The sequence below is a fragment of the Pseudomonas sp. NY8896 genome, assembly GCF_039634505.1.
Genome location: NZ_CP132350.1, coordinates 3,807,952 through 3,823,376 on the forward strand (window position 1 = coordinate 3,807,952; position 15,425 = coordinate 3,823,376).

16 protein-coding genes are annotated in these 15,425 nt (G+C 62.3%); 2 read left to right on the forward strand and 14 right to left on the reverse strand.

Going from position 1 to position 15,425, the window contains the following annotated elements; genetic code table 11:
• Positions 1 to 6: 6 nt before the first annotated feature.
• The 13 genes from Q9451_RS17030 to paaF all read right to left on the reverse strand — a co-directional run bounded on the left by Q9451_RS17030 (position 7) and on the right by paaF (position 12,131).
• Positions 7 to 1,569 carry a cation acetate symporter gene (locus Q9451_RS17030; protein ID WP_012272263.1) on the reverse strand — a complete coding sequence of 521 codons (1,563 nt, stop codon included), beginning with the start codon at positions 1,567 to 1,569 and terminating at the stop codon, positions 7 to 9.
• A complete protein-coding gene (locus Q9451_RS17035; protein WP_012272262.1) occupies positions 1,566 to 1,874 on the reverse strand; it encodes a DUF485 domain-containing protein in 309 nt (102 codons plus the stop codon). Before Q9451_RS17035 ends, Q9451_RS17030 begins: the two co-directional genes overlap by 4 nt.
• A 169-nt stretch (positions 1,875 to 2,043) precedes the next feature.
• Positions 2,044 to 3,120 (reverse strand): 1,2-phenylacetyl-CoA epoxidase subunit PaaE, encoded by a 1,077-nt coding sequence (gene paaE / locus Q9451_RS17040; protein WP_012272261.1) that lies wholly within the window; start codon positions 3,118 to 3,120, stop codon positions 2,044 to 2,046.
• A 15-nt stretch (positions 3,121 to 3,135) separates the two neighbouring features.
• Positions 3,136 to 3,669, reverse strand: a complete 534-nt coding sequence (gene paaD / locus Q9451_RS17045; RefSeq protein ID WP_012272260.1) for a 1,2-phenylacetyl-CoA epoxidase subunit PaaD — start codon at positions 3,667 to 3,669, stop codon at positions 3,136 to 3,138.
• Positions 3,656 to 4,414, reverse strand: coding sequence for a 1,2-phenylacetyl-CoA epoxidase subunit PaaC (gene paaC, locus Q9451_RS17050; protein ID WP_012272259.1), 759 nt, complete (start codon positions 4,412 to 4,414; stop codon positions 3,656 to 3,658). Before paaC ends, paaD begins: the two co-directional genes overlap by 14 nt.
• Before the next feature lie 8 nt (positions 4,415 to 4,422).
• Positions 4,423 to 4,704, reverse strand: a complete 282-nt coding sequence (paaB, locus tag Q9451_RS17055; RefSeq protein ID WP_004374528.1) for a 1,2-phenylacetyl-CoA epoxidase subunit PaaB — start codon at positions 4,702 to 4,704, stop codon at positions 4,423 to 4,425.
• Positions 4,705 to 4,729: 25 nt separating this feature from the next.
• Positions 4,730 to 5,719, reverse strand: a complete 990-nt coding sequence (gene paaA / locus Q9451_RS17060; RefSeq protein ID WP_012272258.1) for a 1,2-phenylacetyl-CoA epoxidase subunit PaaA — start codon at positions 5,717 to 5,719, stop codon at positions 4,730 to 4,732.
• 205 nt (positions 5,720 to 5,924) lie between these two features.
• Complete coding sequence (gene paaK, locus Q9451_RS17065; protein WP_012272257.1) at positions 5,925 to 7,244, reverse strand: phenylacetate--CoA ligase PaaK; 1,320 nt, start codon at positions 7,242 to 7,244, stop codon at positions 5,925 to 5,927.
• 121 nt (positions 7,245 to 7,365) lie between these two features.
• Entirely contained in the window at positions 7,366 to 8,586 is a 1,221-nt protein-coding gene (gene pcaF, locus Q9451_RS17070) for a 3-oxoadipyl-CoA thiolase (RefSeq protein ID WP_012272256.1), read from the reverse strand.
• Positions 8,579 to 9,019: a hydroxyphenylacetyl-CoA thioesterase PaaI gene (gene paaI, locus Q9451_RS17075; RefSeq protein WP_012272255.1), complete on the reverse strand. Its 441-nt coding sequence runs from the start codon at positions 9,017 to 9,019 to the stop codon at positions 8,579 to 8,581. Before paaI ends, pcaF begins: the two co-directional genes overlap by 8 nt.
• Positions 9,012 to 10,529 (reverse strand): 3-hydroxyacyl-CoA dehydrogenase PaaH, encoded by a 1,518-nt coding sequence (gene paaH, locus Q9451_RS17080; RefSeq protein WP_012272254.1) that lies wholly within the window; start codon positions 10,527 to 10,529, stop codon positions 9,012 to 9,014. Before paaH ends, paaI begins: the two co-directional genes overlap by 8 nt.
• Before the next feature lie 2 nt (positions 10,530 to 10,531).
• Positions 10,532 to 11,323, reverse strand: a complete 792-nt coding sequence (gene paaG / locus Q9451_RS17085; RefSeq protein ID WP_012272253.1) for a 2-(1,2-epoxy-1,2-dihydrophenyl)acetyl-CoA isomerase PaaG — start codon at positions 11,321 to 11,323, stop codon at positions 10,532 to 10,534.
• A gap of 34 nt (positions 11,324 to 11,357) precedes the next feature.
• Positions 11,358 to 12,131, reverse strand: coding sequence for a 2,3-dehydroadipyl-CoA hydratase PaaF (gene paaF / locus Q9451_RS17090; protein ID WP_012272252.1), 774 nt, complete (start codon positions 12,129 to 12,131; stop codon positions 11,358 to 11,360).
• A gap of 354 nt (positions 12,132 to 12,485) precedes the next feature.
• Here paaF and paaY point away from each other — a divergent pair, with 354 nt between their 5' ends.
• Both paaY and paaX read left to right on the forward strand, forming a co-directional pair.
• Positions 12,486 to 13,085, forward strand: a complete 600-nt coding sequence (gene paaY / locus Q9451_RS17095) for a phenylacetic acid degradation protein PaaY (RefSeq protein ID WP_012272251.1) — start codon at positions 12,486 to 12,488, stop codon at positions 13,083 to 13,085.
• A gap of 77 nt (positions 13,086 to 13,162) precedes the next feature.
• Positions 13,163 to 14,086: a phenylacetic acid degradation operon negative regulatory protein PaaX gene (gene paaX, locus Q9451_RS17100; RefSeq protein ID WP_176729444.1), complete on the forward strand. Its 924-nt coding sequence runs from the start codon at positions 13,163 to 13,165 to the stop codon at positions 14,084 to 14,086.
• Between the two features lie 137 nt (positions 14,087 to 14,223).
• Here paaX and rfaD read toward each other — a convergent pair whose 3' ends face one another.
• Positions 14,224 to 15,255 carry an ADP-glyceromanno-heptose 6-epimerase gene (rfaD, locus tag Q9451_RS17105; RefSeq protein WP_012272249.1) on the reverse strand — a complete coding sequence of 344 codons (1,032 nt, stop codon included), beginning with the start codon at positions 15,253 to 15,255 and terminating at the stop codon, positions 14,224 to 14,226.
• Positions 15,256 to 15,425: the final 170 nt, after the last annotated feature.

Genomic DNA, 15,425 nt, shown 5'->3' on the forward strand with positions numbered 1-15,425 from the left:
TTGAAATCAGTGCTTGCTGGCGCCGGCAGCGCCGATGCCGGTCATGGAGCGGATGAACTGGCCCAGGTAGCGGCCACGTTCCTCGACGGCACGTTCGGAGCTGTCGGTAACCGAGAACACCCAGGCACTGAGGAAGGCCAGGCTCATGGAGAACAGTGCCGGGTTACTGTAGGGGAACAGCGCCGTCTCGTTGTGCAACACGTTGACCCACACTGCTGGGCCCAGCACGACCAACAGCACCGCCGAGACCAGGCCGGCCATGCTGCCGCACACCGCGCCGCGGGTGGTCAGGCCTTTCCAGAACATCGAGAGCAGCAGCACCGGGAAGTTGACCGAGGCGGCCACCGCCAGCACCAGGCCGGAGAGGAAGGCGATGTTCTGCGACTCGAACATCAGGCCGAGGATCACCGCAAGCAGGCCGATGACCAGCGTGGCAACACGCGACACGCGCATTTCCTGTTGCTCGGTCGCCTTGCCTTTGCGCATCACGCAGGCATACAGATCGTGGGAGACCGCCGATGCCCCGGACAGCGCCAGGCCGGCGACCACGGCCAGGATGGTGGCGAAAGCCACGGCAGAGATGAAGCCGAGGAACAGGTTGCCACCCACGGCCTGGGCCAAGTGCACGGCGACCATGTTGCCGCCGCCGATGATGGCGCCGGTGGCATCGCGGTAGGACGGCTCGGTGCCAACCATCACGATGGCGCCAAAGCCGACAATGATCAGCAGCAGGTAGAAGTAACCGATGAAGCCAGTGGCGTAGAACACGCTCTTGCGTGCTTCCTTGGCATCACTGACGGTGAAGAAGCGCATCAGAATATGCGGCAGGCCGGCGGTGCCGAACATCATGCCTAAACCGAGAGAAATCGCGTCCACTGGGTTTGACAGCAAGCCGCCCGGGGCCATGATCGCCTGGCCCTTGGCATGCACGGCCACGGCGCTGGCAAACATCGCTTCGGTGCTGAAACCAAAGTGCTTGAGCACCATGAAAGCCATGAAGCTGGTGCCCGACAGCAGCATTACGGCCTTGATGATCTGCACCCAGGTGGTGGCGAGCATGCCGCCGAAGGTGACATAGGCGACCATCAGCACACCGACCAGCATCACGGCGTACAGGTAGCTGATACCGAACAGCAGCTCGATCAGCTTGCCGGCGCCGACCATCTGCGCCACCAGGTACATCAACGCCACCACCAGGGTGCCAAAGGCCGAGGTCAGGCGCACCGGGGTTTGCGCCAGGCGGTAGCTGACCACGTCGGCGAAAGTGTACTTGCCCAGGTTGCGCAGGCGCTCTGCAATCAGGAACAGGATGATCGGCCAACCGGCCAGTACGCCCAGGGCATACAGCAGGCCGTCGTAGCCGTTAATGAACATCATCGCGGAAATACCCAGGAACGACGCGGCGCTGATCATGTCACCGGCGATCGCCAGGCCGTTCTGCATACCGGTCAGCCCCCCGCCAGCGGTGTAGAAGTCGCTGGCTGAGCGGGTGCGCATGGCAGCCCAGCGGGTGACCATCAGCGTGAAGCAGACGAACACCATGAACATCGAAATGGCGGTCCAGTTCATTGTGCGCACTCCTGCTTGACCTTGTCGTTGAGCGGGTCGAGCACGTTGTTGGCGCGGTGCACATAGATGCCGGTAAGGGCGAAGGACAGCAGCACCATCAGCACGCCCACCAGCATGCCGACAGTGGTCACGCCGCCGCTGAGGGACTGGCCCAATGTGCTGGGCGAGAACGCCACCAGCAGGACGAAGCCGTAGTAGATCACCAGCATGGCCAGGGTCAGGCTGCCATTGAGACGGCGCTTGCGCCGCACCAGGTGCTGGAAGTCGGGGTGGTTGGCGATGCTTTCTATGCGTTCGGGTGTCATGGGTTGCGATCTCTGGGTGTTGTAATTGTTTTGTTGAGGTCACGCGGGTGTTGCGGTGTTGCTGATGGCCACTTCGCGGGCTTGCCCGCGCCCACAGGTAAGGCGTTGCTCTTCGCCTTTGTGCGATCCCTGTGGGAGCGGGCGCGCCCGCGAAACAGGCGACGCGGTGTCAAAGCTGGTCGAAATCGAGCACCACCTTGTCGCTCACCGGGTAGGTCTGGCACGACAGCACGTACCCGGCCGCCACTTCGTAGTCTTCAAGGGCATGGTTGCTGTCCATTTCCACTTCGCCCTCGATCACTCGGCACTTGCAGGTGGAGCACACGCCGGCCTTGCACGAGTAGGGCAGCTCGGCGCCGATGGCGTTGCCGGCGTCCAGCACGTTCTGGGTGTTGCGCGGCAGGTCGAAGGTCAGCGCGCGGCCGTCGCTGATCACGGTGATATGGCTGAGCGCCGCGTCCACCTGGCGCGCAGCTTCGCGGGCCTCGCGTCGGGCTTCGTTGCCGGCAGCGGCGAACAGCTCGAAATGGATACGCTGTTTTTCCAGGCCGTTGGCTTGCAAGCTGTCACGCACCGTCTCGGTCATTGCCTGCGGGCCACAGATGAATGCGGCGTCCAGGCCGGGCACGTCCAGCCAGCGCGAGAACAGCTGGCCGCACTTGTCGGCGTCGATGCGGCCGTTGTACAGGTCAACGTCCTGTTGTTCGCGGCTGAACACGAAAATCAGGTTCAGGCGGTCGAGGTAGGTGTTTTTCAGGTCTTCGAGCTTGTCGCGAAACAGCGCGCCCGAGCTGGAACGGTTGCCATACAGCAAGGTGAAGCGGCTGTTCGGCTCGCTGGCCAGGGTCGTGGCAATGATCGACAGAATCGGCGTAATGCCACTGCCGGCCGCCACTCCCAGGTAATTGCCCTGGCGAGTCGGGTCCAGCGGCACGAAGAAGCTGCCCGATGGCGGCATCACTTCCAGCTGCTGGCCGGCCTTGAGCACTTCGTTTGCAAACGCGGAAAAACGCCCGCCTGGCACACGTTTGACGGCCACACGCAGCTCGCCGTCCTGCACCGCGCTGCAGATGGAGTAGGAGCGGCGGACTTCTTCGTTATCCAGCTGGGTACGCATGACCAGGTACTGCCCCTGGGTGAAGCGGAATTGGTCCTGCAGGTGCTCGGGTACATCGAAGGCGATCGACACCGCATCACGGGTCTCGTTGCGCACTTGCTTGATGGTCAGGCTGTGAAACTGGCTCATGGCGTTCTCCACGGCTCAAATGCATTTGAAATAGTCGAACGGCTCCAGGCACTCGCGGCAGCGGTAAAGCGCCTTGCAGGCCGTGGAACCGAACTGGCTGAGCAATTCGGTATGGGTGCTGCCGCATTGCGGGCAGCACACCTGAGGCGCTTCGCCAAGCAGGCTGCGTTTGCTGGCGCTGCCTTGCGGCGGTGCGATGCCATAAGCACGCAGGCGCTCGCGGCCCAGCTCGCTGATCCAGTCAGTGCTCCAGGCCGGGGTCAGCCGGCGCTCAAGCGCTGGCGCGGCGAAACCGGCCTGTTCCAGCGCCTGGCGGATATCACCCTCGATCACCTCGGTGGCCGGGCAACCGGAGTAGGTCGGGGTGACCACCAGGTGCAGGTGGCCGGCCCGCCAGTCGAGGTCGCGCACGATCCCCAGGTCGACCACGCTGACCACCGGGACTTCCGGGTCCATGACCTGGCCCAATACCGCCCAGGCGCGTGCCAGGTCGCCCCCTTGCAGCGCCCGCGCACCGCGGTCGCCGGCAATCAGCTCACCAGGTTGCATCGGGGTAGGCCCTTGGCAGGAACTGCATCTCGGCCAGCAGCAGGCCCAAGTGCTCGGTGTGCAGCCCTTTGCGGCCATCCAGGTAGAAGTGGCTGGCGGCCTTGGGCAGCGGCAGCTCGACCGAAGTGAAGGTCGTTGTGACCTGTTGGAGCCAGGCGGCACCGACAGCGGCAGGGTTGGCGCCGATACCGGCTTCGGCCAAATGCACTTCGTTGTCGCTGCCGGTCGTGAGTTCGACAGTGAAACGCCACAGTGACGGGATAGCGACGAGCATGCGCTGGCGGCTTTCTTCGGTGCCATCACCCAGGCGTTGTACCCACTCGCTGGAGCGGCGCAAGTGGTAGGTGACTTCCTTCAGGGCCTTGGCGGCGATGCCGGCGACACGCGCATCGCTGGACTCGACCAGCCCCTGAAGCACGGCGAAGTGCCAGGCGTCGTAGAGAAACTGCTTGGTCATGGTCACGGCAAAGTCGCCGTTGGGTTGCTCGACCAGCAGCAGGTTGCGGTAGGCGCGCTCGTCACGGCGCAAAGCCAGGGCATCGGCATCACGGCCGTCATCGAGCAGCTCGGCGGCATACTCCAGCCAGTTGCGCGCCTGCCCGACCAGGTCGAGGCCGACGTTCATCAAGGCCAGCTCTTCTTCGATGGCAGGCGCACGGCCACACCATTCGCAAAGGCGCTGGCCCTGCACCAGGGCACTGTCGCCGAGCAGCAGCAGGTAAGGAACAAGGGCTTCTTTATGCATGGCCAACCTCACATGTGTCCGACTTCGTCGGGCAGCTCGTAGAAGCTGGCATGGCGATAGACCTTATCGTCCGAGGGGGCGAACAGCGGGTCTTTCTCGTCGGGGGAGGAGGCGGTGATCAGCGCCGAAGGCACCACCCACAGGCTCACGCCTTCGCTGCGGCGGGTGTACAGCTCGCGGGCGTTCTCGATGGCCATGGCGGCATCGGCAGCGTGCACGCTGCCGACATGCTTGTGGTTAAGGCCGTGCTTGCTGCGCACGAACACTTCGTAGAGGGTCCAGACAGACATTTTCGATCTCCGCATCAATCGCCGCTCAGGCGGCGTTCTTGTTCTGTTGCTTGCGCGCGTAGGCCACGGCGGCCTCGCGTACCCAGGCACCGCTCTCGATGGCGTTGCGCCGAGTGGCGATACGTTCCAGGTTGCACGGGCCATTGCCCTTGATCACTTCGTAGAATTCGTCCCACTGGATTTCGCCGAAGTCGTAATGGCCGCGTTCGGCGTTCCACTTCAGCTCAGGGTCCGGGGCAGTGCAGCCAAGTAGCTCGAGCTGTGGCACGGTCTGGTCGATGAAACGCTGGCGCAGCTCGTCGTTGGTCTGGCGCTTGATCTTCCAGGCCATCGACTGGGCGCTGTTGGGCGAGTGCTCGTCGCTGGGGCCGAACATCATCAGCGCTGGCCACCACAGGCGGTTGATGGCGTCCTGGACCATGTCCTTCTGGGCCTGGGTGCCATGACGCATCATGGTCAGGAGCATTTCGTAGCCCTGGCGCTGGTGGAAGCTCTCTTCCTTGCAGATACGGATCATGGCGCGGGAGTAGGGGCCGTAGGAGGTGCGTTGCAGCACCACCTGGTTGACGATGGCCGCGCCATCTACCAGCCAGCCCACTGCGCCCATGTCGGCCCAGCTGAGGGTGGGGTAGTTGAAGATGCTTGAATACTTGGCCTTGCCGCTGTGCAGCTTGGCCACTTCTTCGTCGCGGTCAGCACCCAGGGTTTCCATGGCGCTGTACAGGTACAGGCCGTGGCCGGCTTCGTCCTGGATCTTGGCCATCAACTGCAGCTTGCGCTTGAGGCTGGGGGCGCGGGTGACCCAGTTGCCTTCGGGCAGCATGCCGACGATTTCCGAGTGGGCGTGCTGGGAGATCTGCCGGATGAGGGTTTGGCGGTAGGCCTCGGGCATCCAGTTCTTGGCTTCGATCTTGATTTCGGCGTCGATCTTTTCCTGGAAGTTGCGCTCCTCGGGGGACATTTCTTCCAGCGATTTGACGCGCTTGACTCCGGTTTCCACTAGCTGTGCGTACATGAGTTCAGACTCCTGCTGAGGCATGAGCCATTTGTAAGCGATACAAAACATAACGTCAAACAGTTTTATATGTATCGAATAAGATTTGTGTATCACATTGCCCACCGACGGGGGCTGCTTTGCAGGCCAATCGCGACGCAAGGCCGCTCCAACAGGCAAAAAAAAGCCCCGGACCATGCCGGGGCCGAAAAGGCAGCCGAATGACTCAGCTGGCCAACCGTTTGTCGAACACGTGGCACGCCTTGCCTTCTGAGCGCTTGAGCGTGCCGCAGGGTTGCAGGTGCACCTGGGTGCTGATGCCGATGTAGGTCTTGATCTGTTTGCTCAATTCCCCGATAACCAGCTTGCGCTGGCCTTCATCGAGGTGCTGGCACTCCGCACGCAACTCCACATGCACCTCGACACTGTCCAGGTTGCCATTGCGATACAGATGAATCTCATAAAGCTCTGAAAGCTGTTTTATTTTTAATACCTGCTCCTCGATCTGCGTGGGGAACACGTTGACCCCGCGAATGATCAGCATGTCGTCACTGCGGCCGGTGATCTTGCCGATTCTGCGCATGGGCCGGGCGGTGCCGGGCAGCAGACGGGTAAGGTCACGGGTGCGGTAGCGCACCATCGGCAGCGCTTCCTTGCTCAGTGAGGTAAACACCAGCTCGCCCAGCTGGCCGTCCGGCAACACTTCGCCGGTGACTGGGTCGATGATTTCGGGGTAGAAGTGGTCTTCCCAGATGGTCGGGCCGTCCTTGGTCTCGATGCATTCCATCGCCACCCCTGGGCCCATGATCTCCGACAAGCCATAGATATCGAGGGCGTTGATACCCAGACGCTGCTCGATCGAGCGGCGCAGTTCATCGGTCCAGGGCTCGGCACCGAAAATGCCCAGGCGCAGCTTGAGGTCGTGCGGGTCGATGCCCTGGCGCTCGATCTCGTCGGCCAGGTTGAGCATGTAGGATGGGGTGACCATGATGATATCGGGCTGGAAGTCGCGAATCAGCTGCACCTGCTTCTCGGTCTGGCCGCCGGACATGGGGATGACTGTACAGCCCAGGCGCTCGGCGCCGTAGTGTGCACCAAGCCCACCGGTGAACAGGCCATAGCCGTAGGAAACATGTACCTTGTCGCCTTTGCGCCCGCCACCGGCACGGATCGAGCGGGCGACCACATTGGCCCAGGTGTCGATGTCGTTCTGGGTGTAGCCGACCACCGTCGGCTTGCCGGTGGTGCCACTGGAGGCATGCAAGCGCACCACGTCTTCCTGCGGCACTGCGAACATGCCGTAGGGGTAGTTGTCGCGCAGGTCGTTCTTGCCGGTGAAGGGGAACTTCGCCAGATCTTCAAGGCACTTGAGGTCATCGGGGTGGGCGCCGCACTCGGCAAAGCGCTGACGGTACAGCGGCACGTTGTCATAGGCGTGCTTCAGGCTCCAGCGCAAACGCTCCAGCTGATGCTGGCGCAGGGCGTCGACGCTGGCGGTTTCCATCGGGTCCAGCAGGGCACGATCGGCATCATGGTACATATTCATGGCTTCACTCGAATTGTTCTTGTACGCCGCGCGCCTGCGGTTGCAGGCCGCGCGGTGAGTGTCATGGAGGCAGCATATACGGCTGCGTTCAGTTCGGTAACAGGCGGATGGTGTGAACCGCTCAGAGGCGCTCGATGACCATGGCAATGCCCTGGCCAACGCCGATGCACATGGTGCACAAGGCGTAACGACCGCCCGTCTCTTCCAGCTCGTGCAGCGCCGTGGTCACCAGCCGCGCACCGCTCATGCCCAGCGGATGGCCCAGGGCAATCGCGCCACCGTTGCGGTTGACCCGCGCGTCGTCGTCAGTCAGGCCTAGCTCGCGCAACACGGCCAGACCTTGTGCGGCGAAGGCCTCGTTGAGCTCGATGACATCCAGGTCAGCCAGCGACAACCCAGTCATTTCAAGTACCTTGCGGGTTGCCGGCACCGGGCCGATGCCCATCAGCCGCGGCTCAACCCCGGCCACGGCCATGCCGAGGATGCGACCGCGCGCTTTCAGACCATGCAGGCGGGCAGCGTCGCTGCTGGCCAGTAGCAGGGCGCACGCGCCGTCATTGACCCCGGAGGCATTGCCGGCGGTTACGCTCCCCCCCTCTCGGAATGGAGTACCCAGCTTGGCCAACTGCTCCAGCGTCGTGTCGCCGCGTGGGTGCTCGTCATGCTCGACCACTTTGGCCGGGCCTTTGCGCTGCGCAATCTCGACCGGCACGATTTCCCGGGCCAGGCGGCCTCGGGCCTGCGCTGCGGCAGCCTTGTGCTGGCTGCGCAGGGCGAAAACATCCTGGTCGGCGCGGGAAATACCAAACTGCTCAGCCACGTTCTCGGCAGTTTCCGGCATCGAATCGGTACCGTAGGCGGCCTTCATCCGTGGGTTGACGAAACGCCAGCCGATGGTGGTGTCGAACAGTTCCGCCGTGCGGCCGAATGCCTGTTCCGACTTACCCATTACAAACGGCGCACGCGACATCGACTCCACGCCGCCAGCCAGCATCAGCCCAGCCTCGCCACAGCGCAGGGCGCGGGCCGCATTGCCGATGGCATCCAGGCCAGAACCGCACAGGCGGTTGATGGTAGTCCCCGGCACTTCGAGCGGTAGCCCGGCCAGCAGGCTGGCCATGTGGGCCACGTTGCGGTTGTCTTCGCCTGCCTGGTTGGCGCACCCGAGGATCACGTCATCAACGGCCTTCCAGTCCAGTTCGGGGTGGCGCTGGATCAACGCCTTGAGCGGGACGGCCGCGAGGTCGTCGGTGCGAACGCTGCTCAAGGCGCCGGCATAGCGGCCAATGGGGGTGCGCACGGCGTCGATGATCAAGGCATCGGCGAGGGTCGGTTCAGTCATCTTGCGTCTCCTGCGCCAGCACGGTGCCGCGCACTTTGTAGGATTTGCCATGGAACATCGCCACCAGCTCACCGCGCTGGTTGTCGATGCGCACGTCGTACAGGCCGGTACGGCCTTTGCGGCTGACTTCGCTGGCGTGAGCGGTGAGCACGTCATCGCGCAATGCCGGGGCCAGGTAGTCGATGCTGCAGCCCAGCGCCACGGTGGCTTGGTCGTAGCTGTTGCAGGCGAAGGCAAACGCCGAATCGGCCAAGGCGAACAGGAAGCCACCATGACAGGTGCCATGGCCCTGAATCATGTCGGCACGTACCGGCATGCGCAGGCTGGCCCGGCCCGGCCCGGCATCCAACAGGCTGATGCCCAGGCCCTGAGTGGCCTGGTCCCGGGCGTACATGGCGTCGGCACAGGCTTGTGCCAGTTCCACTTCAGTCATGCAGGGTGCCTCCTTTGGCTTCGCAGCGGCGCAACAGCAGGGAAGGGCGGTAGCGACTCTCGCCATAGCTGCGTTGCAGGTTGTCCAGTACGCGCAGGGTGTGGCCAATACCGATGTTCGCGGCCCAGGCCAGAGGGCCGCAGGGGTAATTGACGCCGGCGCGCATGGCCAGGTCGATGTCGGCAGCGCTGCCGACACCCTGCAACACGGCATCGGCGGCTTCGTTGGCGAGCATCGCGACGGTGCGCAGTACCACCAGGCCTGGCAGGTCGGCGACGCCGGTCACTTTAAGGCCTGCGCGCTGCAGCAGGGCAACGGCTTGGTCGCGGGCACTTTCGCTGGTATCGGCCGACCAGCTAATGGCGATACGCGTGGCGCTGCCGTAGTCCAGCGCGAGGTCGAGCAGCACCAGGTTGCGCAGGCCGTCTTCACGGGCGCGTTGGCTGGCCAAACGGCCGTCGGACAGGGCCAGGGTGGCATCGCCCACCTGGATCAGGCCGCTGCCGGCGCGCTGGGTCACGGCAATGCCGCTTTGGCGCAGGCGTTCGGCCAGCGGTTGCATCACGCCCAGGCAGCCCTCGACAACGCAGGCACCTGCAATGGCGAGGCTGTGCAGTTCGGCAGGCTGGGGGCGTTCGGCGCCCTCGGCATAGCTATAGAAGCCCTGGCCGGTCTTGCGCCCAAGGCGACCGGCGTCCACCAGTTCTTTCTGCACCAGTGATGGCTGGAAGCGGAAATCACCATAGAACGCATCGAAAACCGAGCAAGTGACAGCGTAATTGACGTCGTGGCCGATCAGGTCGGTGAGTTCGAACGCCCCCATGCGGAAGCCCCCGGCCTCGCGCAGCAGCGCATCGAGGCTGGCGCAATCGGCGGCACCTTCTTGCAGCAGGCGCAGGCTTTCGGCATAAAACGGCCGCGCCACACGGTTGACGATAAACCCCGGTGTAGAGCGCGTGTGCACCGGCTGTTTGCCCCAGGCCTGGGCAGTGGCATAGATGCATGCGGCAACTGTCGGGGCGGTTGCCAGGCCAGACACCACTTCGACCAGCGCCATCAACGGAGCAGGGTTGAAGAAGTGCATGCCGACCACGTGCTGCGGGCGCTCAAGACCGGCAGCAAGGCTAGTGATGGACAGCGACGACGTGTTGCTGGCAAGAATGCAGTCGGCGCCGCACAGGGTTTCGAGCTGACTGAACAGCGCCTGTTTCACCTGCAGGTTTTCGACGATGGCTTCAATCACCAGGCCGGCATCGGCCAGAGCTTCGAGCGTATCGACCGGGCACAGACGGGCGCTGATCGCTTCCCGTTCAACGGCCTGCAGCTTGCCCTTTTCCACTTGCCGGGCCAGCTGCCGATCAATACCCGCCACTGCCTGGGCAGCTGCCCCCGGGCGGTTGTCATAGAGCTTCACTGGGTGGCCGGCCTGGGCCGCCACCTGGGCGATACCGGCGCCCATGGCACCGGCACCGATCACCGCCACCTGCACATTGCTTGCGAGTGCGCTCATGTTCAGCGCCCCTTGAAAACTGGCGTGCGCTTGTTCATGAAGGCACTCACGCCTTCGCGGTAGTCCTCGCTGCGCCCGGCCAGGCGCTGCAGGTCGCGCTCCAGCTCCAGCTGCTCGTCAAACCCATTATCGAAACTGGCATTGAGGCTGCGCTTGATCAGGGCCAGGCCGTAGGTGGGCTGGGTGGCGAGCTGGCGGGCGAGGGCGAGGGCTTCGTCTCGCAGTGCAGCATCATCCACCACCCGGTGGATCAGCCCCCATTGCTGGGCCTGCTCGGCGCCAAGGCGCTCACCCAGCATGGCCAGGGCCTTGGCCCGCGCCATGCCAACCAGGCGCGGCAGCAGCCAGGTGCCGCCAGAGTCCGGCACCAGGCCGATCTTGCAGAAGGCCTGGATGAAGCTGGCGGAGCGGGCGGCCAGCACCAGATCGCAGGCCAGCGGGATATTTGCGCCAGCGCCGGCAGCCACGCCGTTGACCGCACAGATCACTGGCAGCGGCAGGTCGCGCAGGGTGCGCACCAGCGGGTTGTAGAACTTGTCGATCGACTCGCCCAGGTCCGGTATTTCGGCGCCGGGGGCAACGTTGCGGTCGGACAGGTCCTGGCCGGCGCAGAAGCCCCGGCCTTCAGCCGTAAGCAACAGCACCCGCGCTTCACTGCTCTGGCGTACTTGCTTGAGTGCTTCGCGCACCTCCATGTGCATGGCGGTGTTAAAGCTGTTCAGTTGCTCGGGGCGGTTCAATGAAAGGAGGGCAACGCCGTCCTCGATGGAAAACAGGATGTGCTGGAAAGTCATGACAGACTCGCTCCGTCAGTCGAGGGAATGATGTTTAGCGGCCCTGGAAACGAGCCTGGCGCTTTTCCTGAAAGGCCCGGATGCCTTCGTCCCGGTCGGCGGTACCGGCCAGCAAGGTGAACGCATGGCGTTCGAAGCGCAGGCCACTGGCCAGGTCGGTATCACCGGCCTTCAGTAGCGCCTCCTTGGCCAGGCGCACGGCAAGCGGCGCCTTGGCAGCGATGCTGCGGGCGACCCGCATGGCGCGCTCGACGGTAAGTTCGGGCTGGGAAATTTCGCTGACAAGGCCCGCCTGCTGGGCGTGGCGAGCGGTGATTGCTTCACCGGTCAGAACCATCTGCATGGCCAGCGGCTTACCGACGGCACGCAACAGGCGCTGGGTGCCGCCGGCACCGGGAATGATGCCGAGGTTGATTTCTGGCTGGCCGAAGCGGGCATCGGTGCCAGCGATGACGATGTCGGCGCACATCACCAGTTCGCAACCGCCACCCAAGGCGTAACCATTGACAGCGGCAATCAATGGCTTGGTGAATGCCGCGATGCTTTGCCAGTGGGCTACGCGCGGATCATTGAGTATGCCGACCAGGTCGCGCTCGGCCATTTCCCGGATGTCGGCACCTGCAGCGAATGCCTTGGCGCTGCCGGTAATCACAACAGCGCCGATCTGTTCGTCGCCAGCGGCTGCCTGTAACGCAGCAGCCAGTTCTGCCAGTAGCTCGGTGCACAGGGCATTCAAGGCCTCGGGCCGTTGCAAGGTAATGAGCTGAACGCCGTGTTCGGGCGCCTGCACAGCGAGATATCGCGGCATGTCGGGTTCCTCTGGCTGCACGCACGGCACATCGTGGGGCCGGCATTTCTTGGAATTGTTTGCAGGGGCGTGATGCGGGATCACGACCAGGTGCGGCCAGTATATGCATTACGCGATACATAAATGCAACATTCAAAAATGCATCTCGTATCCCTTTGTTGTATTTTTTGCCAGCATCATCGACCTTATAAATTCTTGATGAAACGTTTGATCAAGGCATTTAGGCAGAAGATTTGCCACTTTCTTTCAGCTTACTTGGCCTGACTGAAGCGATACACGATCTACCCGGTTGACGACGAAATGTCTTGTGATACAAGATCGAATGGCATTTCAAATCATTTCAGGAGCTTTGCCATGCCTTGCTATCGACTGGACGGCCTGACGCCCGTGGTTCATCCCACAGCCTACGTGCACCCCAGCGCGGTCCTGATCGGTGACGTCATCGTTGGCCCTCGTTGCTACATAGGCCCTCTGGCGTCGCTGAGGGGCGATTTTGGCCGCATCGTGCTAGAGGAGGGCGCCAACCTTCAGGACACCTGCGTGATGCATGGCTTCCCAGGCGGTGACACCGTAGTGGAGCGCAATGGGCACGTCGGCCATGGTGCCGTGCTGCACGGATGTCGCGTGGGTGAGGACGCCTTGATCGGCATGAACGCGGTGGTGATGGATGGCGCCCACGTAGCGCCACGCTGCATCGTTGCGGCCACAGCGTTCGTCAAGGCTGGCTTCGAATGTGCCGTGCAGAGCCTGGTGATGGGTTCGCCGGCTCAGGTCAAGCGCCCATTGACCGATCAGGAGCTGGCCTGGAAGCAGCGCGGCACCGCGCAGTACCAGCATCTGGCGCAGCGTTGCATGAACAGTATGGTCGAATGCCCGCCGCTGGCCGAGGCAGAACCGGGGCGCCCACGCATGGAAGACTCCGGTGTCAGGCCCAAGGGCCAGGCAAGCGCATGAACCTGGCAGTGACACGCCATGGCCAGGCGGCCCGCCGCACAGGTATAGTCGGTGCTTTCTCCGCGCACAGTTCGCCCATGAGCAATCTTGCCCCACTGAACAATTTGATTACCCGCTTTCAGGAGCAGACGCCGATTCGCGCCAGCTCTCTGATCATCACGTTGTACGGCGATGCCATCGAGCCCCACGGCGGGACAGTCTGGCTAGGTAGCCTGATCAATCTGCTGGAGCCGATCGGCATCAATGAACGGCTGATCCGCACATCGATCTTTCGCCTGACCAAAGAAGGTTGGCTTACCGCTGAAAAGGTTGGCCGGCGCAGTTACTACAGCTTGACGGGCACTGGCCGCCGACGTTTCGAAAAAGCCTTCAAACGCGTCTACAGCCAGAGCCAGCCCGCTTGGGACGGCGCCTGGACGCTGGTGTTGCTGTCACAACTCGAGGCTGGCAAGCGCAAGGCCTTGCGTGAAGAGCTGGAATGGCAGGGGTTCGGCGTCATGGCCCCGAACCTGCTGGGCTGCCCAAGGGCTGACCGTGCCGACCTGGCTGCCACGTTGCGCGACCTTGAAGCCAGTGACGACAGCATCGTCTTCGAAACCCACACCCAGGAAGTTCTCGCGTCCAAGGCCATGCGCGCCCAGGTGCGGGAAAGCTGGCGTATCGAAGAGCTGGGGGAGCAGTACAGCGAGTTCATCCAGCTGTTCAGGCCGCTTTGGCAAGGTTTGAAAGAGCAACAACTGCTGGATGCGCAAGATTGCTTCCTTGCACGCACACTGCTGATACACGAGTACCGCCGCCTGCTGCTGCGCGACCCGCAACTACCGGACGAGCTGCTGCCAGGAGATTGGGAGGGAAGGGCTGCGCGACAACTGTGCCGCAATCTCTATCGGCTGGTGTTTGCCAAGGCAGAGGAATGGTTGAACGCTGCGCTGGAAACCGCAGACGGACCATTGCCGGATGTGAACGAGAGCTTCTACAAGCGTTTTGGTGGGTTGGCCTGAAGAAAAAGTGCAGGCATTAACCTGACCTTTTATATAACTACGCTAAATGACTATTTAGTGTAGTTATCGTCAATAATTCACCAATAAATCGCACCAAAGCAGGTAAAAGCATCTGCCAACCACACAAATGCGCAACATCAAGCTGCCGCCGCTTGCTTGAAAGGAGCGGGCGGCGGGCTTTGGTTACCCTGCAACCAGTCACAGTAGCGGGCCACGCCTTGCTGGACTGTCAATGTAGGCGCCTTGTAACCAGCAGCGCGCAAGCGCTCCAGGTCGGCACAGGTGTAGCACTGGTATTTGCCACGCAAATGATCAGGAAATTCGCTGTACTCCAGTACCCCCTCAAGCAAGGCCATATCAAGCGACAAAGGGGGTAGGTCTTGCCGTTCGCGCAGCCGATTGATCACAGCCAGAGCAACGTCGTTGAATGGCTGGGCACGACCACTGCCAACATTGAATATGCCACTGAGTTGTGGTCGTTCAAGGAAGAACATATTGACCTTGACCACATCCTCAACAGAGACGAAATCCCGCAGATGGCCACCGCTGGGGAAGTCCCCATAGCTACCGAACAAGCTGACTTTTCCGCGAGCCTGGTACTGATTGAAGCAGTGCAAGGCCACTGAGGCCATCGGGCCTTTATGCTGCTCATGGGGCCCGTAGACATTGAAATAACGCAAGCCGACGACCTGGCTGCGAGCCGCCGTCAGTTGCCGGCGCACCTGTTGATCGAACAGAAACTTGGAATAGCCATAGACGTTCAGCGGGCGTTCACACTCACGCTGTTCGCTAAAGATGCGTCCTGCGCCGTATACGGCGGCCGATGATGCATATAGCAGCGGGATTTCCTGGTGCTGTGCAGACGTCAGCAACTCACGGCTGAACCGGTAGTTGTTGTCCATCATGAAACGACCGTCGCCTTCGACGGTGCTTGAACACGCACCCTGGTGCAGAACGGCGCGCACCTTGCCAAACTGGCCGCGACCGAACCGGTCGAGAAAATCGTCCTTGTCCAGGTAATCGGCAATTTCACTGTCGGCCAGGTTGCTGAACTTGTCGCCATCGGTCAGATCGTCGACGGCAATGATATTGGTCTCGTTGCGTTGGTTGAGTGCCTGAACGAGATTGCTGCCGATGAATCCCGCGGCGCCGGTTACGATGATCGTCATGCCAGATTCCCCGTGAGGGTGCGGAGCTCGCATTTTACTCAAGGTAATGTGAGCCAACCTTAACCTGGATCAATTAAGCCAACGGTTTGAATGAGTGAGGAGCTTGTGCTGGCTTAACATCTGGCCGTCCACGGTACGGCACTGAAATATGAAGTTACTCATAATGCATA

What these genes read in the sequence shown, in the direction of transcription:
- paaE (WP_012272261.1), bottom strand. Translation starts at nt 3,120, where the DNA reads ATGAGCCAGTTTCACAGCCTGACCATCAAGCAAGTGCGCAACGAGACC.
- paaG (WP_012272253.1), bottom strand. Translation starts at nt 11,323, where the DNA reads ATGACTTTCCAGCACATCCTGTTTTCCATCGAGGACGGCGTTGCCCTC.
- paaI (WP_012272255.1), bottom strand. Translation starts at nt 9,019, where the DNA reads ATGACTGAAGTGGAACTGGCACAAGCCTGTGCCGACGCCATGTACGCC.
- paaD (WP_012272260.1), bottom strand. Translation starts at nt 3,669, where the DNA reads ATGCAACCTGGTGAGCTGATTGCCGGCGACCGCGGTGCGCGGGCGCTG.
- paaY (WP_012272251.1), top strand. Translation starts at nt 12,486, where the DNA reads ATGCCTTGCTATCGACTGGACGGCCTGACGCCCGTGGTTCATCCCACA.
- Q9451_RS17030 (WP_012272263.1), bottom strand. Translation starts at nt 1,569, where the DNA reads ATGAACTGGACCGCCATTTCGATGTTCATGGTGTTCGTCTGCTTCACG.
- paaF (WP_012272252.1), bottom strand. Translation starts at nt 12,131, where the DNA reads ATGCCGCGATATCTCGCTGTGCAGGCGCCCGAACACGGCGTTCAGCTC.
- paaX (WP_176729444.1), top strand. Translation starts at nt 13,163, where the DNA reads ATGAGCAATCTTGCCCCACTGAACAATTTGATTACCCGCTTTCAGGAG.
- paaH (WP_012272254.1), bottom strand. Translation starts at nt 10,529, where the DNA reads ATGAGCGCACTCGCAAGCAATGTGCAGGTGGCGGTGATCGGTGCCGGT.
- paaB (WP_004374528.1), bottom strand. Translation starts at nt 4,704, where the DNA reads ATGTCTGTCTGGACCCTCTACGAAGTGTTCGTGCGCAGCAAGCACGGC.
- Q9451_RS17035 (WP_012272262.1), bottom strand. Translation starts at nt 1,874, where the DNA reads ATGACACCCGAACGCATAGAAAGCATCGCCAACCACCCCGACTTCCAG.
- paaK (WP_012272257.1), bottom strand. Translation starts at nt 7,244, where the DNA reads ATGAATATGTACCATGATGCCGATCGTGCCCTGCTGGACCCGATGGAA.
- paaC (WP_012272259.1), bottom strand. Translation starts at nt 4,414, where the DNA reads ATGCATAAAGAAGCCCTTGTTCCTTACCTGCTGCTGCTCGGCGACAGT.
- paaA (WP_012272258.1), bottom strand. Translation starts at nt 5,719, where the DNA reads ATGTACGCACAGCTAGTGGAAACCGGAGTCAAGCGCGTCAAATCGCTG.
- pcaF (WP_012272256.1), bottom strand. Translation starts at nt 8,586, where the DNA reads ATGACTGAACCGACCCTCGCCGATGCCTTGATCATCGACGCCGTGCGC.
- rfaD (WP_012272249.1), bottom strand. Translation starts at nt 15,255, where the DNA reads ATGACGATCATCGTAACCGGCGCCGCGGGATTCATCGGCAGCAATCTC.